Source organism: Mesorhizobium vachelliae, assembly GCF_033977325.1.
GTDB classification, from domain to species: domain Bacteria; phylum Pseudomonadota; class Alphaproteobacteria; order Rhizobiales; family Rhizobiaceae; genus Mesorhizobium; species Mesorhizobium vachelliae.
This window is the reverse complement of sequence record NZ_JAVIIR010000004.1, coordinates 130,994-151,138: the sequence shown is the minus strand read 5'-3', so window position 1 is coordinate 151,138 and position 20,145 is coordinate 130,994. Positions and strand designations below refer to the sequence as shown.

Annotated in this window: 17 protein-coding genes; 10 read left to right on the top strand and 7 right to left on the bottom strand. The window is 63.6% G+C overall.

Annotated elements, in window-relative coordinates:
- Positions 1 to 13 precede the first annotated feature (13 nt).
- The 7 genes from RFM41_RS10875 to RFM41_RS10845 all read left to right on the top strand — a co-directional run bounded on the left by RFM41_RS10875 (position 14) and on the right by RFM41_RS10845 (position 8,082).
- Complete coding sequence (locus RFM41_RS10875) at positions 14 to 982, top strand: GAF domain-containing protein (RefSeq protein ID WP_320245242.1); 969 nt, start codon at positions 14 to 16, stop codon at positions 980 to 982.
- A gap of 160 nt (positions 983 to 1,142) precedes the next feature.
- Positions 1,143 to 2,660, top strand: coding sequence for an aldehyde dehydrogenase (adh, locus tag RFM41_RS10870; protein ID WP_320245241.1), 1,518 nt, complete (start codon positions 1,143 to 1,145; stop codon positions 2,658 to 2,660).
- Positions 2,661 to 2,724: 64 nt separating this feature from the next.
- Positions 2,725 to 3,090 (top strand): DUF779 domain-containing protein, encoded by a 366-nt coding sequence (locus RFM41_RS10865; protein WP_320245240.1) that lies wholly within the window; start codon positions 2,725 to 2,727, stop codon positions 3,088 to 3,090.
- A 121-nt stretch (positions 3,091 to 3,211) separates the two neighbouring features.
- Positions 3,212 to 4,192 carry an RluA family pseudouridine synthase gene (locus tag RFM41_RS10860; protein WP_320245239.1) on the top strand — a complete coding sequence of 327 codons (981 nt, stop codon included), beginning with the start codon at positions 3,212 to 3,214 and terminating at the stop codon, positions 4,190 to 4,192.
- 44 nt (positions 4,193 to 4,236) lie between these two features.
- The gene (locus tag RFM41_RS10855; protein WP_320245487.1) at positions 4,237 to 5,112 is read left to right on the top strand and encodes a DMT family transporter; all 876 of its coding nucleotides are present in this window, start codon (positions 4,237 to 4,239) and stop codon (positions 5,110 to 5,112) included.
- Between the two features lie 103 nt (positions 5,113 to 5,215).
- Positions 5,216 to 6,007: an ATP12 family chaperone protein gene (locus RFM41_RS10850; RefSeq protein WP_320245238.1), complete on the top strand. Its 792-nt coding sequence runs from the start codon at positions 5,216 to 5,218 to the stop codon at positions 6,005 to 6,007.
- A 185-nt stretch (positions 6,008 to 6,192) separates the two neighbouring features.
- Positions 6,193 to 8,082 carry an MFS transporter gene (locus RFM41_RS10845; protein WP_320245237.1) on the top strand — a complete coding sequence of 630 codons (1,890 nt, stop codon included), beginning with the start codon at positions 6,193 to 6,195 and terminating at the stop codon, positions 8,080 to 8,082.
- A gap of 79 nt (positions 8,083 to 8,161) precedes the next feature.
- Here RFM41_RS10845 and RFM41_RS10840 read toward each other — a convergent pair whose 3' ends face one another.
- Positions 8,162 to 8,356, bottom strand: coding sequence for a DUF2735 domain-containing protein (locus RFM41_RS10840; protein WP_320245236.1), 195 nt, complete (start codon positions 8,354 to 8,356; stop codon positions 8,162 to 8,164).
- 312 nt (positions 8,357 to 8,668) lie between these two features.
- Between RFM41_RS10840 and RFM41_RS10835 the strand changes: the two genes are divergently transcribed.
- Positions 8,669 to 9,709 carry a glutamine synthetase beta-grasp domain-containing protein gene (locus RFM41_RS10835; protein WP_320245235.1) on the top strand — a complete coding sequence of 347 codons (1,041 nt, stop codon included), beginning with the start codon at positions 8,669 to 8,671 and terminating at the stop codon, positions 9,707 to 9,709.
- 184 nt (positions 9,710 to 9,893) lie between these two features.
- On the opposite strand, the gene glnA is transcribed toward RFM41_RS10835, so the two are convergent.
- Together glnA and RFM41_RS10825 are read right to left on the bottom strand one after the other, a co-directional pair.
- Entirely contained in the window at positions 9,894 to 11,303 is a 1,410-nt protein-coding gene (glnA, locus tag RFM41_RS10830) for a type I glutamate--ammonia ligase (RefSeq protein ID WP_320245234.1), read from the bottom strand.
- A gap of 42 nt (positions 11,304 to 11,345) precedes the next feature.
- Positions 11,346 to 11,684: a P-II family nitrogen regulator gene (locus RFM41_RS10825; RefSeq protein WP_320245233.1), complete on the bottom strand. Its 339-nt coding sequence runs from the start codon at positions 11,682 to 11,684 to the stop codon at positions 11,346 to 11,348.
- 348 nt (positions 11,685 to 12,032) lie between these two features.
- Here RFM41_RS10825 and RFM41_RS10820 point away from each other — a divergent pair, with 348 nt between their 5' ends.
- Positions 12,033 to 13,550: an NAD(P)H-hydrate dehydratase gene (locus RFM41_RS10820; RefSeq protein WP_320245232.1), complete on the top strand. Its 1,518-nt coding sequence runs from the start codon at positions 12,033 to 12,035 to the stop codon at positions 13,548 to 13,550.
- A gap of 72 nt (positions 13,551 to 13,622) precedes the next feature.
- Here RFM41_RS10820 and waaF read toward each other — a convergent pair whose 3' ends face one another.
- The 3 genes from waaF to RFM41_RS10805 are packed head-to-tail and all read right to left on the bottom strand — an operon-like array spanning position 13,623 to position 17,198.
- Positions 13,623 to 14,645: a lipopolysaccharide heptosyltransferase II gene (waaF, locus tag RFM41_RS10815; protein WP_320245231.1), complete on the bottom strand. Its 1,023-nt coding sequence runs from the start codon at positions 14,643 to 14,645 to the stop codon at positions 13,623 to 13,625.
- 59 nt (positions 14,646 to 14,704) lie between these two features.
- Positions 14,705 to 15,646, bottom strand: a complete 942-nt coding sequence (locus RFM41_RS10810) for a glycosyltransferase (RefSeq protein ID WP_320245230.1) — start codon at positions 15,644 to 15,646, stop codon at positions 14,705 to 14,707.
- 19 nt (positions 15,647 to 15,665) lie between these two features.
- Complete coding sequence (locus tag RFM41_RS10805; RefSeq protein WP_040982977.1) at positions 15,666 to 17,198, bottom strand: acyl-CoA carboxylase subunit beta; 1,533 nt, start codon at positions 17,196 to 17,198, stop codon at positions 15,666 to 15,668.
- Positions 17,199 to 17,587: 389 nt separating this feature from the next.
- Here RFM41_RS10805 and RFM41_RS10800 point away from each other — a divergent pair, with 389 nt between their 5' ends.
- Entirely contained in the window at positions 17,588 to 19,027 is a 1,440-nt protein-coding gene (locus RFM41_RS10800; protein WP_320245229.1) for a DEAD/DEAH box helicase, read from the top strand.
- A gap of 60 nt (positions 19,028 to 19,087) precedes the next feature.
- Here RFM41_RS10800 and RFM41_RS10795 read toward each other — a convergent pair whose 3' ends face one another.
- Positions 19,088 to 20,077, bottom strand: a complete 990-nt coding sequence (locus RFM41_RS10795; RefSeq protein WP_320245228.1) for an alpha/beta hydrolase — start codon at positions 20,075 to 20,077, stop codon at positions 19,088 to 19,090.
- Positions 20,078 to 20,145: the final 68 nt, after the last annotated feature.

The following is a 20,145-nucleotide window of genomic DNA, read 5'->3' as shown; positions in this document are numbered from 1 at the left end:
TGGGAGGATTGGTTTGAGCGGACCGCAAGCAGCCGGTCATGCGGACTTCGTCCAGGCTTCGATCGCCAGGAGCGACGCGGCCCGTTCGGCGCTGGTCGCCTCGTGGCGGCGTTCCCTTCAACTGCACCATCTCGACCCGTCCGAGCGCAAGGCGCCCAGGCGGCTGACTGAAGCCGAATTGCGGCAGGCCCGGCAGCACATGGAGCGGATGATCCGCGCCGCCGAGACAAGCCTGAACCGGCTCTATCAGGCGGTCGGCGGCGTCGGTTGCTGCGTGATGTTGGCCGACCGAGACGGCATCCCCGTCGAGCGCCGGGGCGCGGTCGCCGATGACGAAACCTTCGACGAATGGGGCCTGTGGACCGGCACGGTCTGGAGCGAGGACAGCGAAGGCACCAACGGCATCGGCACCTGCATCGCTGAGCAGCGGGCGCTGACCATCCATCGCGACCAGCATTTCTTTTCGCGCAACACGCTGCTCAGCTGCACCACGGCGCCGGTCTACGATCACGAAGGCAATCTGGCGGCCGCGCTCGACGTATCGTCCTGCCGCTCGGACCTGACCGAAGGCTTCGTCCAGCTCATCTCGGTGGCGGTTGGCGATGCCGCGCGCCGCATCGAGGCGGAGAATTTCCGCATGGTTTATTCCAACGCCCGCATCCTTTTGGCGCCAGTCGCGGAGCGCGGCGCCGGCGCGCTGATCGCGGTCGACCAGGATGACCTGGTGATCGGCGCGACGCGGTCGGCGCGCCTTGCACTGGCCATTACGGGCGAAGCCCTGGCCCGGGGCTTGCTGGCTGCCGACGTTCTTGGTGACCAGGCAAGGGTGAAGGAAGACCTCGACGACGCCGAGCGCGGCGCGCTGCAGCGGGCGATGGCGCGCGCCGGCGGCAATGTCTCGGTGGCCGCCCAAAATCTCGGCATCTCGCGCGCGACGCTGCATCGCAAGCTCGCCCGTTTCGAAATCCGCCGTCCGCACTGATTTCTTGATGTAACCTGTCATTTTTCCAAAATGACCTGTCGCAGTTCTGCGACACTCGGCGGCCGTGATCGCTCGACCCCCGGCTGACAAGGCGAGAACCATCCGCAAAATCTTCCGCCAACGCGCCGCATCCCGCGGCGCGCCTTCACGGGAGGAAGATATGAACAAGGTGGAATTCTCGCGCGCAGCCAAGGTTCCGTTCGCCAAGCGTTACGACAACTTCATCGGCGGCAAGTGGGTAGCGCCGCAGTCCGGCAAGTATTTCGAGAACATCTCGCCGGTCACCGGACGGCCCTTGTGTGAAATCGCCCGCTCGGACGCGGCGGACATCGAGGCAGCGCTCGATGCCGCGCACAAAGCCAAGGACGCCTGGGGCAAGACCAGCCCTGCGGAGCGCGCGCTGATCCTCAATCGCATCGCCGACCGCATGGAAGAAAACCTCGACCTCTTGGCGCTGGCCGAGACCTGGGACAACGGCAAGCCGATCCGCGAGACGACCGCCGCCGACCTGCCTCTGGCCATCGACCACTTCCGCTATTTCGCCGGCGTGCTGCGCAGCCAGGAAGGCTCGATCTCCGAGATCGATCACGACACTGTCGCCTACCATTTCCACGAACCGCTCGGCGTCGTGGGCCAGATCATCCCGTGGAATTTCCCGCTGCTGATGGCGGTGTGGAAGCTGGCGCCCGCCCTTGCCGCCGGTAATTGCGTGGTTCTGAAGCCCGCTGAGCAGACCCCGGCCACGATCATGCTGTGGGCCGACCTCATCGGCGACCTTCTGCCCGAGGGCGTGCTCAACATCGTCAACGGCTTCGGCCTGGAGGCGGGCAAGCCGCTCGCCTCGTCGAACCGCATCGCCAAGATCGCCTTCACCGGCGAGACCACGACCGGTCGCCTGATCTCGCAATATGCCAGCCAGAATCTCATTCCGGTGACGCTCGAGCTCGGTGGCAAGTCGCCCAACATCTTCTTCCAGGATGTGACGGCCGAAGACGACGACTTCTTCGACAAGGCGATCGAAGGTTTTGTCATGTTCGCGCTCAACCAGGGCGAGGTCTGCACGTGTCCCAGCCGCGCGCTGGTGCATGAGAAGATCTATGAAAGGTTCATGGAGCGCGCGCTGAAGCGCGTCGAGGCGATCGTCCAGGGCGACCCGCTCGATCCGGCCACCATGATCGGCGCCCAGGCCTCGAGCGAACAGTTGGAAAAGATCCTGTCCTACTTCGACATCGGCCGCCAGGAAGGCGCCGAGGTGCTGACCGGCGGCGAGCAGAACCATCTGCCGGGCGACCTAGCCGGCGGCTATTACGTCAAGCCGACCGTGTTCAAGGGCAACAACAAGATGCGCATCTTCCAGGAGGAGATCTTTGGCCCCGTCGTGTCCGTGACGACCTTCAAGGACGATGACGAGGCGCTGTCGATCGCCAACGACACGCTTTATGGCCTGGGAGCCGGCATCTGGAGCCGCGACGCGAACCGCTGCTATCGCTTTGGCCGCGCCATCCAGGCCGGACGCGTGTGGACCAACTGCTATCACGCCTATCCGGCGCATGCCGCCTTCGGCGGCTACAAGCAGTCCGGCATCGGCCGCGAGACGCACAAGATGATGCTCGACCACTACCAGCAGACCAAGAACATGCTGGTCAGCTACAGCCCTAAGAAGCTCGGCTTCTTCTGATCCTCCCAGGGCGAAGGGAGGGCGCGGTTGACCTGCGTCCTCCCGTCATTTGGACGAGGGTTCGATGGATAAAGCTTCGTTGGGCAAAGTGTCTGCCACGCCGGAGGCCGAGGCGCTGCTTGCTGAGATCATCGCCGATCACGGCCCGGTTCTGTTCCACCAGTCCGGCGGCTGCTGCGACGGCTCGTCGCCGATGTGCTACCCACGCGGCGAATTCATGATCGGCGACAGCGACGTGAAGCTCGGCGAGATCGGCGACACGCCGGTCTATATCAGCGCCTCGCAATATGAGGCGTGGAAGCACACCGATCTCATCATCGACGTGGTGAGGGGCAGGGGCGGCATGTTCTCGCTCGACAATGGCCGCGAGAAACGATTCCTGACGCGCTCGACGATCTGCGCCGTTCCGCCAGCATCTTCCGGCAACTGAGCGAATAGACTGGTCTATCCAGCGCGACGATTGGGGCAATCGTCGCGCTTTGTTGGGTCTTTGGCTCGCAACCTCTTCGCCTTAGTGCTATGGCGCCGCTTTCAAACGGAAAAGCGTATCCATGGCAGCTGTTGAACAGATCACGGTGGAGGCCGGCGAGGCGGGCATGCGGCTCGACCGCTGGTTCAAGGTCCATTATCCGGGCCTCGGCTTCGGCCACCTGCAAAAGCTCTTGCGTTCGGGCCAGATCCGCGTCGATGGCGGCCGCGTGAAGGCCGACACACGTGTCGAGCCCGGCCAATCCGTGCGTGTCCCGCCGCTCGACGTCGACAAGAAGGGCGATACGCCACTCACTGGTCACTCGATCCGCAACCAGGGCGATGCCGACGTGCTCGCCAAGATGCTTTTGCACGAGGACCCGAAAGTCTTCGTCTTCAACAAGCCCGCCGGCCTCGCCGTGCAGGGCGGCTCCGGCGTCACCCGCAATGTAGACGACATGCTGGAGGCCTGGCGGAACCAGAAGGGCGAGAAGCCGCGCCTCGTCCATCGCCTCGACCGCGACACGTCCGGCGTGCTGGTCGTCGCCCGCACCCGTCTTGCCGCGATGAAGCTGTCGGAAGCGTTTCGCGCGCGCGAGACGAAGAAAACCTACTGGGCGTTGGTCAAGGGTGTGCCGGCAAAGCGCGAGGACAAGATATCGACCTGGCTGATCAAGGAGGCAACGCCCGATGGCGACCGCGTGCGCATCGCCAAGCATGGCGAGAAGGGCGCCGATCACGCCGTCTCCTACTACCGCGTCGTCGAGCAGGCGGCGCAATCGCTGTCATGGCTGGAGATGGAACCTTACACCGGCCGCACGCATCAGCTTCGCGTCCACGCCGCCCATATCGGCTGCCCGATCATCGGTGATCCGAAGTATTTCGAAGCCGACACCAATTGGGAGTTCCCAGGCGGCATCCAGAACCGTCTGCATCTCCATGCCCGCCGTATCGTCATCCCGCATCCGGACCAGGGCGTGATCGACGTGACGGCGCCGATGCCGCCGCATATGCGCCAGAGCTGGAACCTGCTCGGCTTCGACGAGCAGAGCGCGGAGGACTGAAATTGACTGCTACGCCCGTACTGGATCGCCGCGATGCGGTCGACATGGCGGCGGCGGCCATCATGGTCGGGCTGACTTTCTCCTGGGGGCTGAACTACGTCGCCGCCAAGGTCTCCTATGCAGGCTATGACCCCGTCTTCGTGTCGATCGCACGCTCGCTCATCGGCGGAGCCTGCGTGTTCGCCTGGTGCCGGCTGCGCGGCATCAAGCTGTTCGAGGCGGATGGGACGCTGGCCGCCGGCATCGTCGTCGGCGTGCTCTTCGGCGTCGAGTTCCTCTGCCTCTATATCGGGCTCGAATACACCACCGTTGCCCGCAACACGCTCCTGGTCAACACCATGCCCTTCTGGGTGCTGATCGGTGGTCATTTCCTGCTCGGCGAGCACATATACGCCCGCAAGCTCGGTGGGCTTGTTCTCGCCTTTTGCGGCCTGGCGGCGGTTTTCTCCGACGGCATCGTTGCAGGCAGCGACGCGACACTGACAGGCGATCTGCTCAGTCTCGGCTCGGGCATTCTCTGGGCGGCGACCAGCATCTTCATAAAGCGGTCGAAGCTGGTCGAGACGCGTGCGGAGAAACTGCTGCTCTACCAGCTGGCCGGCGCCGTCGTCGTCGGTGTCCTGGTGATGCCTTTCGCCGGCCCGCCGATCCGCGCGGTGGCTAGCTTGCCGACACTGGCGCTGCTGTTTCAGTCTTTCTATATCGTCGCCTTCACCTATGTGTTGTGGTTCTGGCTGCTCACGCGCTATCCGGCCGCAAGCCTGTCGAGCTTCGCCTTCCTGTCGCCGGTGTTCGGCGTCCTGTGTGGCGCGGTGCTGTTGGGCGAGCCGCCGACGGTCAGGATAATCCTGGCGCTCGGCCTGATCGCGGCCGGGCTGATCATCGTCAACCGGTCGGCGCGCAGGCAGCCAACACCATAGATCAGCTCGCCGAACGGCAAGCTGATCTATCTCTTCGTCTTGGAGCAATTCCGGACGGAAAACCGCTTCACACTTTTCCTGGAATTGCTCTAAGGAGTTCGGCATGCGCGACATCCTCGAAGACCTCGAAGCCGGAAAATTGCTTTCCGATCCTGATCCGGTGCGGCGCGCCCAGATCCAGATGAAGACGCCGCTGCCGAAGCGTTTCTACAAGGCTGTTTCGGTGGCTCCGGTCGAGAACGGTTTTGCCATCCATCTGGACGGCCGGCCGGTGCGCACGCCGGGCAAGGCCGTGATGGTGCTGCCGACCGAAAAGGCTGCGTCACTTGTGGCCGACGAATTCAGCGCGCAGAGCGAGGTCATCGATCCCGTGACGATGCCCGTCATGCGGCTCGTCAACACCGCCATCGACGGCGTCGCCTCCGATCCGCAGGCGGTGCTGGAAGACGTGCTGCGCTTCGCCTCGTCCGATCTTCTTTGCTATCGCGCCGACGGCCCGCAGGGACTGGTCGACCGACAGAACAAGCTCTGGGATCCGGTGCTCGACTGGGCACGCGGCAGCCTCGGCGCGCGCTTCAACCTTGCCGAAGGCGTCATCCATGTCGAGCAGCCGCGCGAGGCGATCGCCGTGCTAGGCGCGTATCTTGGCCAGCGTGCCGAGCCGATGCGGCTGGCCGCCATCCATCTCATGACGTCGCTGACCGGATCGGCGCTGCTGGCCTTGGCCGTCGATTTCGGCGAGCTCGACGCCGAGGAAGCTTGGGCCGCGGCCCATGTCGACGAGGACTGGCAGATCGAGCATTGGGGGCAGGACGCCGAGGCGGTGGCGCGCCGTTCGGCCCGCAAGCGCGACATGATGGCGGCGGTCAGGCTGCTCGAGGCGCTGCAAGGCTAACGCGGGACCGCTTTCGCAGCGCACCTAATACCAAAGTCATAATCCCATCGTCGCGGTGCCTTTCGCCCGTCCTTTCTGTCATTTTTTCCTTCGTTGGCTGCGTTTTTCGAGTCCGCGCTCGCAGGTGCGCGGATGGTGGCGCGCAGCCTCGGAGGACAGACGGGATCTCACGGGAGGATTTATCAATGGCAATGGCTTCGACCGCCGGCAGAACCAGCCGCGGCATGACGCGGGAGGAGAAGAAGGTCATCTTCGCCTCGTCGCTCGGCACCGTTTTCGAGTGGTATGACTTCTACCTTTACGGCTCGCTCGCCGCCTTCATCGGCTCGACCTTCTTCAGTCCGGCGATCCCGGAGGCGACGCGCAACATCTTCGCGCTGCTGGCGTTTGCGGCAGGCTTCCTCGTGCGCCCGTTCGGCGCGCTGGTGTTCGGCCGCATCGGCGATCTCGTCGGCCGCAAATACACCTTCCTCGTCACCATGACGATCATGGGCCTGTCGACCTTCCTGGTCGGCCTGCTGCCCGGCTACGCCAGCTGGGGCATCGCGGCGCCGGTGATCCTGATCGGGCTGCGCATGCTGCAGGGGCTGGCGCTCGGCGGCGAATATGGCGGTGCCGCGACCTATGTCGCCGAGCACGCGCCGGACGACCGCCGCGGCTACTACACGTCCTGGATCCAGACCACGGCGACGCTCGGCCTGTTCCTGTCGCTGATCGTCATCCTGATCGTCCAGGGCTCGCTCAGCAAGGAAACCTACGCTTCCTGGGGCTGGCGCATTCCCTTCATCGTCTCGTTCTTCCTGCTCGCCATCTCGGTCTGGATCCGGCTGTCGCTCTCGGAGTCGCCGACCTTCCAGCGCATGAAGGATGAGGGGAAGGGCTCCAAGGCGCCGCTGTCGGAAGCCTTCGGCCAGTGGAAGAATGCCAAGATCGCGCTGCTGGCGCTGCTCGGCCTCACCGCCGGCCAGGCCGTGATCTGGTACAACGGGCAGTTCTATGCCCTGTTCTTCCTGCAGAACGTGCTGAAGGTCGACGCGTGGTCGGTCAACATCATGATCGCCATCGCGCTTGCCGTCGGCTCGATCTTCTTCGTCGTGTTCGGCTGGCTGTCGGACAAGATCGGCCGCAAGCCGATCATCATGGCCGGCCTCGCGCTCGGCGTCGTCTGTACCTTCCCGCTGTTCAAGGCGCTGACCTGGGCCGCCAATCCGGCTCTGGCCACCGCGCAGCAGAACACTCGCGCGACGGTGACGGCAGCGCCCGGCGACTGCAAGTTCCAGTTCAATCCGGTCGGCACGGCGAAGTTCACGACTTCCTGCGATATCGCGACGTCGTTCCTGACCAAGAACTCGGTGCCTTACGACGTCGTCGCGACGGCGGCACCCGGCACGGCTGCCACGGTCAAGATCGGCAACGAGACGGTGAATTCCTATGATGCCGTTGCCGCAGGCGATCAGGCCAAGGCGAAGGACGCGGCCTTCGTCAAGGCGGTCAACATATCGCTGCAGGACGGCGGCTATCCGCTGAAGCGCGCCGCGGCCAAGGTGCCGGACCAGAAGCTCGACGCCTTCATCGCGGCCAATCCGGAACTGAAGCTCGACGCCGCGGCCATCCGCGGTGGCGAGAAGACGACGGTGAAGACCGATCAGGCGATCGCCGACAAGCTCCTGACCAAGGACGAGGCAGCCGGCGCGCCGGAAGTCACCGTCTACAACATCCCGGGCGGCGGCGCCTTCGCGATGACCGCCGATCCGGCGGCCATCAACTGGCCGCTGACGATCGGCATCCTGTTCATCCTGGTGCTGTTCGTCACCATGGTCTATGGGCCGATCGCCGCGATCCTGGTCGAGATGTTCCCGACCCGCATCCGCTACACCGGTATGTCGCTGCCTTACCACATCGGCAATGGCTGGTTCGGCGGACTGCTGCCGGCAACGGTGTTCGCGCTCAGCGCCTATAAGGGCGATATCTACTACGGCCTCTGGTACCCGGTGATCATCGCGGCGATGTCGCTCATCATCGGCATGATCTTCGTCAGGGATACGCTCGGCACCGACCTGCATGCCAAGGAGTGATCTCGACCATCCGCTTAAACAGAAAGCCCGGCGCGAGCGATCGCGCCGGGCTTTTCCGTTCCTGAATTCAAAGAGGCGATCAGCTCTTGCGCTGCTTGTTCTCTTCCTCGACCGCCGCTTCGTGGTACCAGCCGTCGAAGTCGGCCAGTTCGCCGCGGAGCGCTGCAAGCTCTGCCGCGAATTTGGCCTTGGCGCCTAAATTTGAGGCAGACTTGCGTGCTGCAAGCGGGAACATCAGAATTTTTGCCGACGGACGCGATGGCGTAACTTGCATTGCGGGTTCTCCTTGTCTTTCCAGGAGCGTGTCGATTCACCTTTCCATCAAAATAGGTTCTGCGATTCCTTTAGGCAATATGCCCATAAAAAGATCATCTTATGCTCGTTATTTGAGCAACATCGGTCTCTGAACGATCCGAAAGCACGGCTGAGACGGCTCAACAAAATCAACGTTTTGCCCTGACCATTTTGCCGCACCCTGCAAGATCGGAGTGGCATACGACTTGCTTTTTAACCATCGGCAGGCCGGCTCGGTCCGGCCATGCGTTGATGCCGCCATGGCGGCATCCAAGCAACGAGAGGCACTGGAATGACCAAATACAAGCTCGAGTATATCTGGCTCGACGGCTACACCCCGACCCCCAATCTGCGCGGCAAGACCCAGATCAAGGAGTTTGCCGAGTTCCCGACGCTCGAGCAGCTGCCGCTGTGGGGCTTCGACGGCTCGTCGACGAACCAGGCCGAAGGCCGCAGCTCGGACTGCGTGCTGAAGCCCGTGGCGGTTTATCCGGATCCAGCCCGCACCAACGGCGCCCTGGTCATGTGCGAGGTGATGATGCCCGATGGCGTCACCCCGCACCCGTCGAACAGCCGCGCGACCATCCTCGACGACGAGGACGCCTGGTTCGGTTTCGAGCAGGAATATTTCTTCTACAAGGACGGCCGCCCGCTCGGCTTCCCGGAGAGCGGCTATCCGGCGCCGCAGGGCCCGTATTACACCGGCGTCGGCTACAAGAATGTCGGCGACATCGCGCGCCAGCTCGTCGAGGAGCATCTCGACCTATGCCTCGCCGCCGGCATCAACCATGAAGGCATCAACGCCGAGGTGGCGAAAGGCCAGTGGGAATTCCAGATCTTCGGCAAGGGCTCCAGGAAGGCCGCCGACCAGATGTGGATGGCGCGCTACCTGTTGCTGCGCCTGACCGAGAAATACGGCATCGACATCGAGTTCCACTGCAAGCCGCTCGGCGACACCGACTGGAACGGCTCGGGCATGCACTGCAACTTCTCGACCAAGTACATGCGCGAAGTCGGCGGCAAGGCCTATTTCGAGGCGCTGATGGCGCAGTTCGAGAAGAACCTGATGGATCACATCGCCGTCTACGGTCCGGACAACGACAAGCGCCTGACCGGCAAGCACGAGACCGCGCCGTGGAACAAGTTCTCCTACGGCGTCGCCGATCGCGGCGCTTCGATCCGTGTGCCGCATTCCTTCGTCAAGAACGATTACAAGGGCTATCTGGAAGATCGCCGCCCGAACTCCCAGGGCGACCCCTACCAGATCGCCTCGCAGGTGCTGAAGACGATCTCGCAGGTTTCGACCGACGCGAAGGTCTCGGCCGCGGCCTGATCCCCTTATCGGCGCGGGCTGCGGCCCGCAGTCAGCCTATCGATGAAGAAAGCCTCGGTGGAAAAGACCACCGGGGCTTTTTTCGTGAACATCCTGCCATGCCGATGGCAACTTCCAAGCATCTGGACATAAAAAGGGCCCCGGCAAAAATTTGCCGGGGCCCTTTTTTCGAAAACGTAGCGGCTCAGACCGAATAGTACATATCGTACTCGACCGGATGCGGCGTCATCTCGAAGCGCATGACTTCCGCCATCTTCAGCTCGATATAGGAGTCGATCTGGTCGTCGTCGAAGACGCCGCCGGCCTTCAGGAAGCCGCGGTCCTTGTCGAGGTTCTGCAGCGCTTCGCGCAGAGAGCCGCTGACGGTCGGGATCTTCTTCAATTCCTTCGGCGGCAGGTCGTAGAGGTCCTTGTCCATCGGCTGTCCCGGATGGATCTTGTTCTTGATGCCGTCGAGGCCGGCCATCAGCATGGCGGCGAAGCCGAGATAGGGGTTCGCGCCCGGATCGGGGAAGCGGACCTCGACGCGCTTCGATTTCGGCGAGGAGCCGAACGGAATGCGGCAGGAAGCCGAGCGGTTGCGCGCCGAATAGGCGAGCAGCACCGGCGCCTCGTAGCCCGGCACCAGACGCTTGTAGGAGTTGGTGAGCGGGTTGGTGAAGGCGTTGATCGCCTTGGCGTGCTTGATGATGCCGCCGATATAGTAGAGGCAGCTCTCCGACAGGCCGGCATATTCGTTGCCGGCGAAGGTCGGCTTGCCGCCCTTCCAGATCGACTGGTGGACGTGCATGCCCGAGCCGTTGTCGCCGAACACCGGCTTCGGCATGAAGGTGGCCGTCTTGCCATAGGCGTTAGCGACCTGGTGCACGACATACTTGTAGATCAGCATCTTGTCGGCGTTGCGCACCAGCGTGTCGAACTTGATGCCGAGTTCGTGCTGGGCGGCGGCGACCTCATGATGGTGCTTTTCGACGCGCACGCCCATCTCGGCGAGCACGGTCAGCATTTCCGAGCGCATGTCCTGGCAGGAATCGATCGGCGGCACCGGGAAATAGCCGCCCTTTATGCGCGGACGGTGGCCGAGATTGCCGGTCTCGTAGTCGGTGTCGTCGTTGGACGGCAGTTCGGTCGAGTCAAGGCGGAAGCCGGTGTTGTAGGGATCGGCCTTGTACTTGACGTCGTCGAACACGAAGAATTCGGCTTCCGGGCCGACATAGATGGTGTCGCCGATGCCTTCGGACTTCATGTAGGCTTCGGCCTTCTTGGCGGTGCCGCGCGGATCGCGGTTATAGGCTTCGCCCGAGACCGGATCGAGGATGTCGCACAGGATGACCATGGTCGACTGGGCGAAGAACGGATCCATGTGAACGGTATCCGTGTCCGGCATCAGCACCATGTCGGACTCGTTGATCGCCTTCCAGCCGGCGATCGAGGAGCCGTCGAACATGACGCCATCGGCGAACATGTCCTCCTCGACCTCGACGACATCCATCGTCACATGCTGCAGCTTGCCCCGCGGATCGGTGAAGCGCAGGTCGACGAATTTCACGTCGTTGTCCTTGATCTGCTTCATGATGTCTTTGGCTGTCGTCATGTCATTTCTTCCCTGTGTGATGACGTGCGGAATGGTTGAAGGTCAGATCGCGTCGATGCCGGTCTCGCCGGTGCGGATGCGCACGACTTCCTCTATGTTGGAGACGAAGATTTTTCCATCGCCGATGCGGCCGGTCTGCGCCGCCTTGCGGATGGCCTCGATGGCGCCTTCGACGGCGTCGTCGCCGAGCACCACCTCGATCTTCACCTTGGGCAGGAAGTCGACGACATATTCAGCGCCGCGATAAAGCTCGGTATGTCCCTTCTGGCGGCCGAAACCCTTGGCCTCGGTGACGGTGATGCCTTGCAGTCCGGCCTCCTGAAGCGCTTCCTTCACTTCGTCCAGCTTGAATGGCTTGATGATCGCTTCGATCTTTTTCATGTAAAAAGTGGCCTCCACTGCCAAGAAGACGGGTTGTGTGCCCCGCTTGCGCCTCCATCAAGCACGAACCGTGCCAATCGTGAGGAGTGCAGGCGGCGAGGGGCGTTTTCGAGTCCATGCCGCATACGGATGCAAATTCGCGTCATCCGCTGCATCGGATGCGTCATGGACGCCCAAACCCTATACATGGCTCCTCCCCACGTCTGCGCAAAAAATGGGCAGACAGCGCAATTTGCAGGCAGACCCCCTCTCGGATGCGACCGCATATGCAAGAAATATCGCGGTCGCTCTGGTTTGCGTCGAACCGAAAACTGGACAATGCTTGATCGCATGGAGATCGGCAATCCCATGCGCAATGAACTTCTATCGCCGGCCGAGATGGCCGAGGCCGACAGGCTGGCAATCGCGGCCGGGCCGCTCGATGGCTATGGATTGATGCAACTCGCCGGCGAGGCGGTCGCGGCTGTCGTGCTGGCACGCTACCCCGGCGCGAAGAGGGTGCACGTGCTGTGCGGCCCCGGCAACAATGGTGGCGACGGCTACGTCGTGGCGCGGCTGCTGGCCGAGGCCGGCGTCGAAGTGGCCCTGTGGGCATCGGGCGAGCCGCGGGCAGGCAGCGACGCCGCGCTCGCGGCGGCTGACTGCACTCTGGAGCAGCACCCGCTCTCGGCCTTCGCCGCGGAAGCCGGCTCGCTGGTCGTCGACGCGATCTATGGCGCGGGCTTGTCGAAACCCCTCACAGGCGACGCCAAGGGCGCGGTCGACATCGCGACGGGAATGAACCTGCCGGTTGTCGCGATCGACCTGCCTTCGGGCGTTTCCGGCGAAAGCGGCGAAGTCCTGGGCTCGGCATTTCGTGCGGTCCTCACGGTTACCTTCGCGCGAAAGAAGCCAGGGCACCTGCTTCTGCCTGGCCGCGAGCGATGCGGCGAGATCGTGTTGGCCGACATCGGCATTCGCGACGAGATTATCGACGAGATCGCGCCGCAGGCCTTCGAGAACCGGCCTGGGCTCTGGATCGCGAACTACCCCGCACCGGCCGTCGACACCCACAAATACAAGCGCGGCCATGCGAGCGTGTTTTCGGGCGGACCATCCGCGACGGGCGCGGCGCGCCTTTCAGCGCTTGCGGCCGCAAGGAGCGGGGCAGGGGCCGTCACCGTGCTGTCGCCGGCGAACGCCATGCAGGTCAATGCGGCGCATCTGACCTCGATCATGCTGCACAAGGTCGATGCGGTGGAGGACGTGCATGACCTTATCGGCGATCGCCGGCCGTCAGCCTTCGTCCTCGGCCCGGGCTTCGGCATCGGCGACAAGGCGCGCGATTTCACCCTCGCCGTGCTTGCCAAGAATTGCCAGGACGGCGGCGTCGAGGGCCTCGTGCTCGATGCCGACGGCATTACGTCTTTCCGCAATGCGGCCTCGACGCTGTTCGGGGCAGCCGGCAGACCGGATGCGCCGGCGTTGATCATGACGCCGCATGAAGGCGAGTTCGGCAGGTTGTTTGCGGACATTGCCGGCAACAAGGCGCTGTCGAAGCTGGCCAAGGCGCGCCAAGCCGCGCAACGCGCCAACGCGGTGATCGTCTACAAGGGCGCCGACAGCGTGATCGCTGCGCCGGACGGTCGCGCGGCGATCAACAGCAATGGCGCGCCCTGGCTTGCCACCGCCGGCTCGGGCGACGTGTTGGCGGGCCTCATTGCGGGCTTGCTCGCGCAAGGCATGCCGGCCTTCGACGCGGCTTGCGCTGGAGTGTGGATCCATGCCGAAGCCGGCAGCCGTTTTGGGCCGGGTTTGATTGCCGAAGACTTGCCTCTGGCCATGGTACCGATTCTACGCGAATTGATGGGAAGCAAAATCCGATAAACGACAGCCCCTCGTCGCTGGCATGCGGACAAAGCTGGAAGTCGGCTTTGGCGCGGTCGCGGAGAAATAAGGTCAGGCTTCCTGCAGGCGGCGCGTCTGCGCCATGGCGTCCGCTAAAGCTGCAAGCACTCTTTCCTCGCTGACGTCGCGCGTATGGTAGACCCAACTCGGCGTCGAAATTGGCGGCTCGATATACCGGACATGATCGTTCACAGGCCCGGTCTCGTAGGAGCGGTTCGATCCGAAGATAAGCACGCAAGGTCCGCCCAAAGCGGCAGCGGCATGGCAAAGGCCGCCATCAACGCCGAGGAAGGCGGTCGAGGCGGCGATCTGGCACATGGCATCGGCGAGCCGCGGGGTCGACGTGAAATCCACGGCCTCGGGGAACGCTGCCCGGATCTGGGCAGCGGCCTCGCGTTCGCGTGGACCGCCGATGAGCCAGACCGACCAGCCGCGCCGGGCGTGATCCTTCGCGATCGAGATAAAACGCTCCGCCGGCCATGAGCGGAAGTTGGTGAATGCCGAGGTGTAAAGCGCCAGCGCCGGCCTCGCCGGTTCGATCCCGTGACGTGCGCGCCAATCCGAAAGTTCCTCGGCCGGAACCGCCATTTGCGGCGCTGGCAACCGCATCCCGTCGGTGGGCTTCTCGCCACGCATGGCAATCGTGCAGACCTGTTCGAACAATCTTGTCTTGCGCGGACCGAACGCCACGAAGCTCTTCAACCAGCCTGCCGGCAGCCGGTTGATGATGCCGAACTGGAATTCACGCGGATAGCCAATGCGTTCGGGAATGCCGGCAAGCCATGGCACAAGAGCGGCCTTTGTGCTGCTGGTGAGCATATACGCGGCTTGGTAGTTCTCCTTGCGGAGTTCGCGCGCCAGACGCGCCCGCTGTTTAAGCCCCGGCCTCCAGTGTTTCTCAACGATCCAGGTCTTGCGGATATGCGGCATCAGCCGCGCCAGCGGCGCGGCGAGCGCCGAAGTGGTGACATCGATCGGGCAGCCCGGAAATTTTTCCGCCAGAACCTGGATCGCCGAATGGCAACGGATGAAGTCACCGATCGCTGGCAGGCAGAAGACGAGGATGGGACGCACCAGGCGCTACCTTTTCGATCCGGACAACCGCTGCCAATGGCAAGCATGACGGTGATTTGTCACGGAAGCGCTTCGCCATCAAGGATGCGGGCATAGAGTTCCAGATAGGCGTTCGCCGTCTTCTCGATTGGGAACCGATCTGCCGCCGATTGGCGGCATCGTTGCGCCGGCAGGCTTTCGATCTCGGCAAGACCGCGGCCGAACTCCTCGTCGGTATCGAAAAAGCGGCCGGTATCCACATCGACCGTTTCCAGCAGCGCGCCGCGTGGCGTAGTGAGCACGGGCGTGCCGCACAGCATGGCCTCGACCTGCGCCATGCCGAAAGGCTCTTCCCAGGAGATGGGGTTGAGGAACGCCTTCGATTCCCCCAGCAGGCGCAACTTGTCCCGGCCATCGACCATGCCGTGAAACCGGTAGCGGGCGGAAAGGCTCTTGAAGAACACGCCTTCGCGGCGCGTCTTGCTGCGACCGAGCAGTTTCCAGCGCGAGCCTCCGGCGATATCGAGGGTGAAGTCGAATTTTCTGGCGAGGTCCACCGCCCGGTTCAGCCCCTTTCCGGCGCGCGCGATGGCCGCCATGAAGAAGAGGTGATCGTTCTTCGAGGGCGCCAGCCGGTAGGCGTCCACGGGAAACCCGTTATAGACGAAGGTCTTGCGGCCATGCAGCGCGGCGTGGCGGGCGCTGAGGAAGTTCCAGTTCTGCCGCGGCCGCGGGTAATCCGGAAGATGGCCGTGTTCGGTGTTGAGCGTCGGGAAGGGGACCTCGATCTTCCAGGCATGCAGGTTGACGATCTGCGTATCGGGCGGGATCGCAGCCAGGCACTCGGCGTCGCTGACCGCATGCCGGACCTCGCACATCGGATGCGATGATCCGGGCGCCGCGATCAGGACCACGTGGTGCCCGAGCTTGACCAGCTCGGTGATCAGCCATTCGACCTGCCGCTGCGTTCCGCCATACCCCTTGGCTGGAATGAGGCTTTGGGCTGCAAGGGTTATTCGCATTTCTTGTCGGCGCGGCTGCTCACAGCGGGATGTTGTCGTGCTTCTTCCAAGGGTTCTGCATGTCCTTGTTGCGCAGCATGCGCAACGCCCGCGCAACACGGCGCCGGGTCGAATGCGGCATGATCACCTCGTCGACATAGCCGCGTTCAGCGGCGACGAAGGGCGATAGGAAGCGATCCTCGTAAGTCTTTGTATGGGCTGCAATTTTCTCCGGGTCGCCGATGTCCTTGCGGTAGATGATCTCGACCGCGCCCCTGGCGCCCATCACGGCGATCTGCGCCGTCGGCCAGGCATAGTTCATGTCGCCGCGCAAATGCTTCGAGGCCATCACGTCATAGGCACCGCCATAGGCCTTGCGGGTGATGACGGTGATCTTCGGCACGGTCGCTTCGGCATAGGCGAAGAGCAGCTTGGCGCCGTGCTTGATCAGCCCGCCATATTCCTGCGCGGTGCCCGGAAGGAAGCCCGGCACGTCGACGAAGGTGACGATCGGAATCGAAAAACAGTCGCAGAAGCGCACGAAGCGCGCCGCCTTGCGGCTGGCGTCGGAATCGAGCACGCCCGCCAGCACCATCGGCTGGTTGGCGACGAAGCCCACGGTGCGGCCCTCGACCCGGCCGAAGCCGGTGACGATGTTCTTGGCAAAGCTCTGCTGGATCTCGAAGAAGTCGCCTTCGTCGGCGACCTTCAGGATCAGTTCCTTGATGTCGTAGGGCTTGTTGGCGTTGTCGGGGATCAGCCGGTCGAGCGACAGGTCGTGGTCCGTCACCGACTGGTAGCACTCGATCTCGGGGATTTCGGCGGTATTGGATGCCGGCAGAAGATCGACCAGCCGGCGCATCTGCAGCAGCGCCTCGACATCGTTGTCATAGGCGCCGTCGGCGATCGAGGATTTGGTGGTGTGCACGCTGGCGCCGCCGAGGCTTTCGGCGGTCACCGTCTCGTTGGTCACCGTCTTCACCACATCCGGGCCGGTGACGAACATGTAGGAGGTATCGCGCACCATGAAGATGAAATCGGTCATGGCCGGCGAGTAGACGTCGCCGCCGGCGCAGGGACCCATGATCAGCGATATCTGCGGGATGACGCCGGATGCCAGCACATTGCGCTGGAAGATCTCCGCGTAGCCGCCAAGCGCGGCCACGCCTTCCTGGATGCGCGCGCCGCCGGCATCGTAAAGGCCGATGATCGGCGCGCGATTGCGCAACGCCATCTCCTGGACCTTGATGACTTTTTCGGCATGCGCCTCCGACAGCGAGCCGCCGAACACGGTGAAATCCTTGGCGAAGATATAGACAGGGCGCCCGTTGACCGTGCCCCAGCCGGTGACGACGCCATCGCCGGCGATCTTGGTCTTCTCCATGCCGAAATCGGTCGAGCGGTGCTCGACATACATGTCGAACTCCTCGAACGAGCCCTCGTCGAGGAAGACCTCGATGCGCTCGCGGGCGGTGAGCTTGCCCTTCTTGTGCTGCGCCTCGATGCGGTCCTTGCCGCCGCCCATGCGGGCAATCTCGCGGCGGCGCTCGAGTTCCTTCAGCACGTCTTTCATCGCGGGTCCCCAAAACGGATAAGTGATTTGTGGTAATGGCGAGGGCAGGGCAGCGCAAGCGCCCTTGTTTTGCTGCATTGCAACATGGCCCCTTGCATTTCGGGCCGGACTCGGCCATATGCGGCGGCATAGGCGCTTGGGCCGGCATGTCCGGCTTTCTCCACGAATGAGACTGGTTGCGTCTGTTTTCCCTCTTTCAAGTCGGCCCCGGTCGATCGGCAAGACGGCGAAAAAGCCCCGGGGCATGAAGCCCGCGGGCACGACAGCGCAGCCGCGCGGACGTTTCCCGTCCGCCGCCTTGTCGTTTCCTGATGATTGTTTCGACGGCAGGTTGCGCCCTGCCGCCATTTGACGTTTGCGGCGATTGCGCCGCTTGAAAGAAGATAAATTTGACCAACGAAAACACTCTCCCCGACAACGACGCTGGGGAACTCTCCGGTTTCGCGGCCCTTGGCATTAGCGGTGCGCTGCTGAAGGCCACGCTTGCCGCGGGCTTCACCGAACCGAAGCCGATCCAGGTGCAGGCGATCCCGCCGCAGCTCGAAGGCCGCGACATCTTCGGTATCGCCCAGACCGGCTCGGGCAAGACGGCGGCCTTCGCGCTGCCGATCCTGTCGAAGATCATCGGCCTCGGTACCAAGCGCCGGCCAAAGACGGCGCGCGCGCTGATCCTGGCGCCGACGCGCGAGCTTGCCGTGCAGATCGAGGACACCATCAAGCTGCTCGCCAAGGGCGCGCATATCTCGACCGCGCTCGTGCTCGGCGGCGTGTCGCGTTTTAGCCAGGTGAAAAAGATCGCCCCCGGCGTTGACGTGCTGATCGCCACGCCTGGACGGCTGACCGATCTGGTGCGCGAGGGCGACCTGATCCTTGCCGACACCAAATGGCTCGTCCTCGACGAGGGCGACCGCATGCTCGACATGGGCTTCATCAACGATGTCAAGCGCATCGCCAAGGCGACCGCGCCGGATCGGCAGACCGCACTTTTCTCGGCCACCATGCCGGATGAGATCGCGGAGCTTGCCAAGGGCCTTTTGAAGAACCCGGTCCGCATCGAGGTCGCGCCGCAAAGCACGACCGCAGGCGAGATCGTGCAGAGCGTGGTGCTCGCCCGCACCAAACAGAAGCGCCAGGTGCTGTCCAAAATGCTGGCCGACGAGGCGATGCGCACGGTGATCGTGTTCTCGCGCACCAAGCACGGCGCCGACCGCGTCACCAAGGATCTCGTACGCGACGGTTTCGAAGCCGCCGTCATCCACGGCAACAAGTCGCAGAACGCCCGCCAGAAGGCGCTCAACGATTTCCGCGAGGGCTCGGTCCGCATCCTGGTTGCCACCGATATAGCGGCGCGCGGCATCGACGTGCCCGGCATCAGCCATGTCGTGAATTTCGACCTGCCGGACGAAGCGGAAAGCTATGTCCATCGCATCGGCCGCACAGGCCGCAACGGCAGGGACGGCATCGCGATCACGCTTTGCGATCCTTCGGAGAACGCCAAGCTGCGGCAGGTCGAGCGCATCATCCGCATGAAGCTGCCGGTCGTTGCCGATCATCTCGGCAGCCCCGATCCGCAGCGCGACCGCCATTTCGAACCGGCCAATGACCGCGAGCATCACGGCGCCCGTCGCGATGGCCGCCGTCCGGGCAATGGCGGCGGCAAGAAGCGTTTCGGCAGCAAGCCTCACGGCGAGCGCGGACCGAAGCCGCAAGGCGAGCGCCCGGCGGCTGCCCAGCCGAATGGCGATCACAAGCCCGGCGGCTTCAAGCGCTTCAAGGGCAACAACAAGCGCCGCTTCGGCGGCAAGCGTCCGGCGAACCGGGCAGCCTGAACCCATCAAGGTTGATCGAGGAAAGAAACGGCCGGAGCGATGCTCCGGCCGTTTTTCGTTTCACTTGCCTGCTTGCTGCTGCATCAGCGCCTTCACCCACACCACGATACGCTGGGTGAGAAAACCCGTGGTCTGCGGCGACAGCACATCGCCGGCGATGACGTGATTGTCCGGATCGCCGGTGTCGTCGACCGGCACCAGCTCGTGCGGAGCGCCCCAGCGTCCGGCGATCTCGCGCGTGCGGTCCGGCCGCACCACCTTGTCCGCATCCGAGAAGATGAACAGGGCGGGGATTTTCGCCTTCTCGACCGGCGCGCCATAGGCGAGGTTGGTGAGCGCCGCCATCGGCAGCACCGCCCTCATGGGATATCTGGTGGTCCAGAACTTCTCGTGCAGCGCGTTGCGCGCCGGAAAACTGCGCTCCTTGCCGCCGACAAGCTCAGCTATCTGCTTGCCCCAGGGCATGGTCAGCAACTCGGCGCCGGAGGCCTTGACACCGAAATTCGGCGATATGAACGCGATGGCCGTGACATCATCGGATGTGCCCGGCTGCGTCGCGGCCCAGGCCGCCAACGAGCCGCCGGTCGAGGTTCCGATGACGATCACCTTGTCGCCGATCGCCCGGCCGATGGCCAAGGCCTCCTCATAGTCGTTGATCCATGCGTTGACGCTGCCTTGCGCCATCGCCGCGCCGTCCTGACCGTGACCGGTCAGGCGCGTGTAGAAAAGGTTGGCGCCCAATTCGTCCGCGATATCGTCCGGCAAGGGGCGAACCTCGCCCTTCGAGGCGGAAAAGCCATGGATGTAGACGATGGCCAAAGGCGTCTTGGCATGGACCATCGGGTTCGCCCAGATGATCTCCTTGTCGAGCCCGTCGCGAATGTTGGGCACGGCGGCCTCTTCACGTGCAAGATAGGCCTGCGGATCATCGCCGATCACCGATGGATTGAAGCGGATTGTGGTGTCGACCGGCACGCGCGGGCCGAGAAAGAAGCCGGCGACCAGGATGACTGCAAGGCCAAGCACCGCCAGCACGATCCGCCGCCCCATTACAGTCTCCAAGCAATGATTCTCAACCTATGGCCGTCCCCGCCGGCAGGCAATCGCCGTTCGTCGGC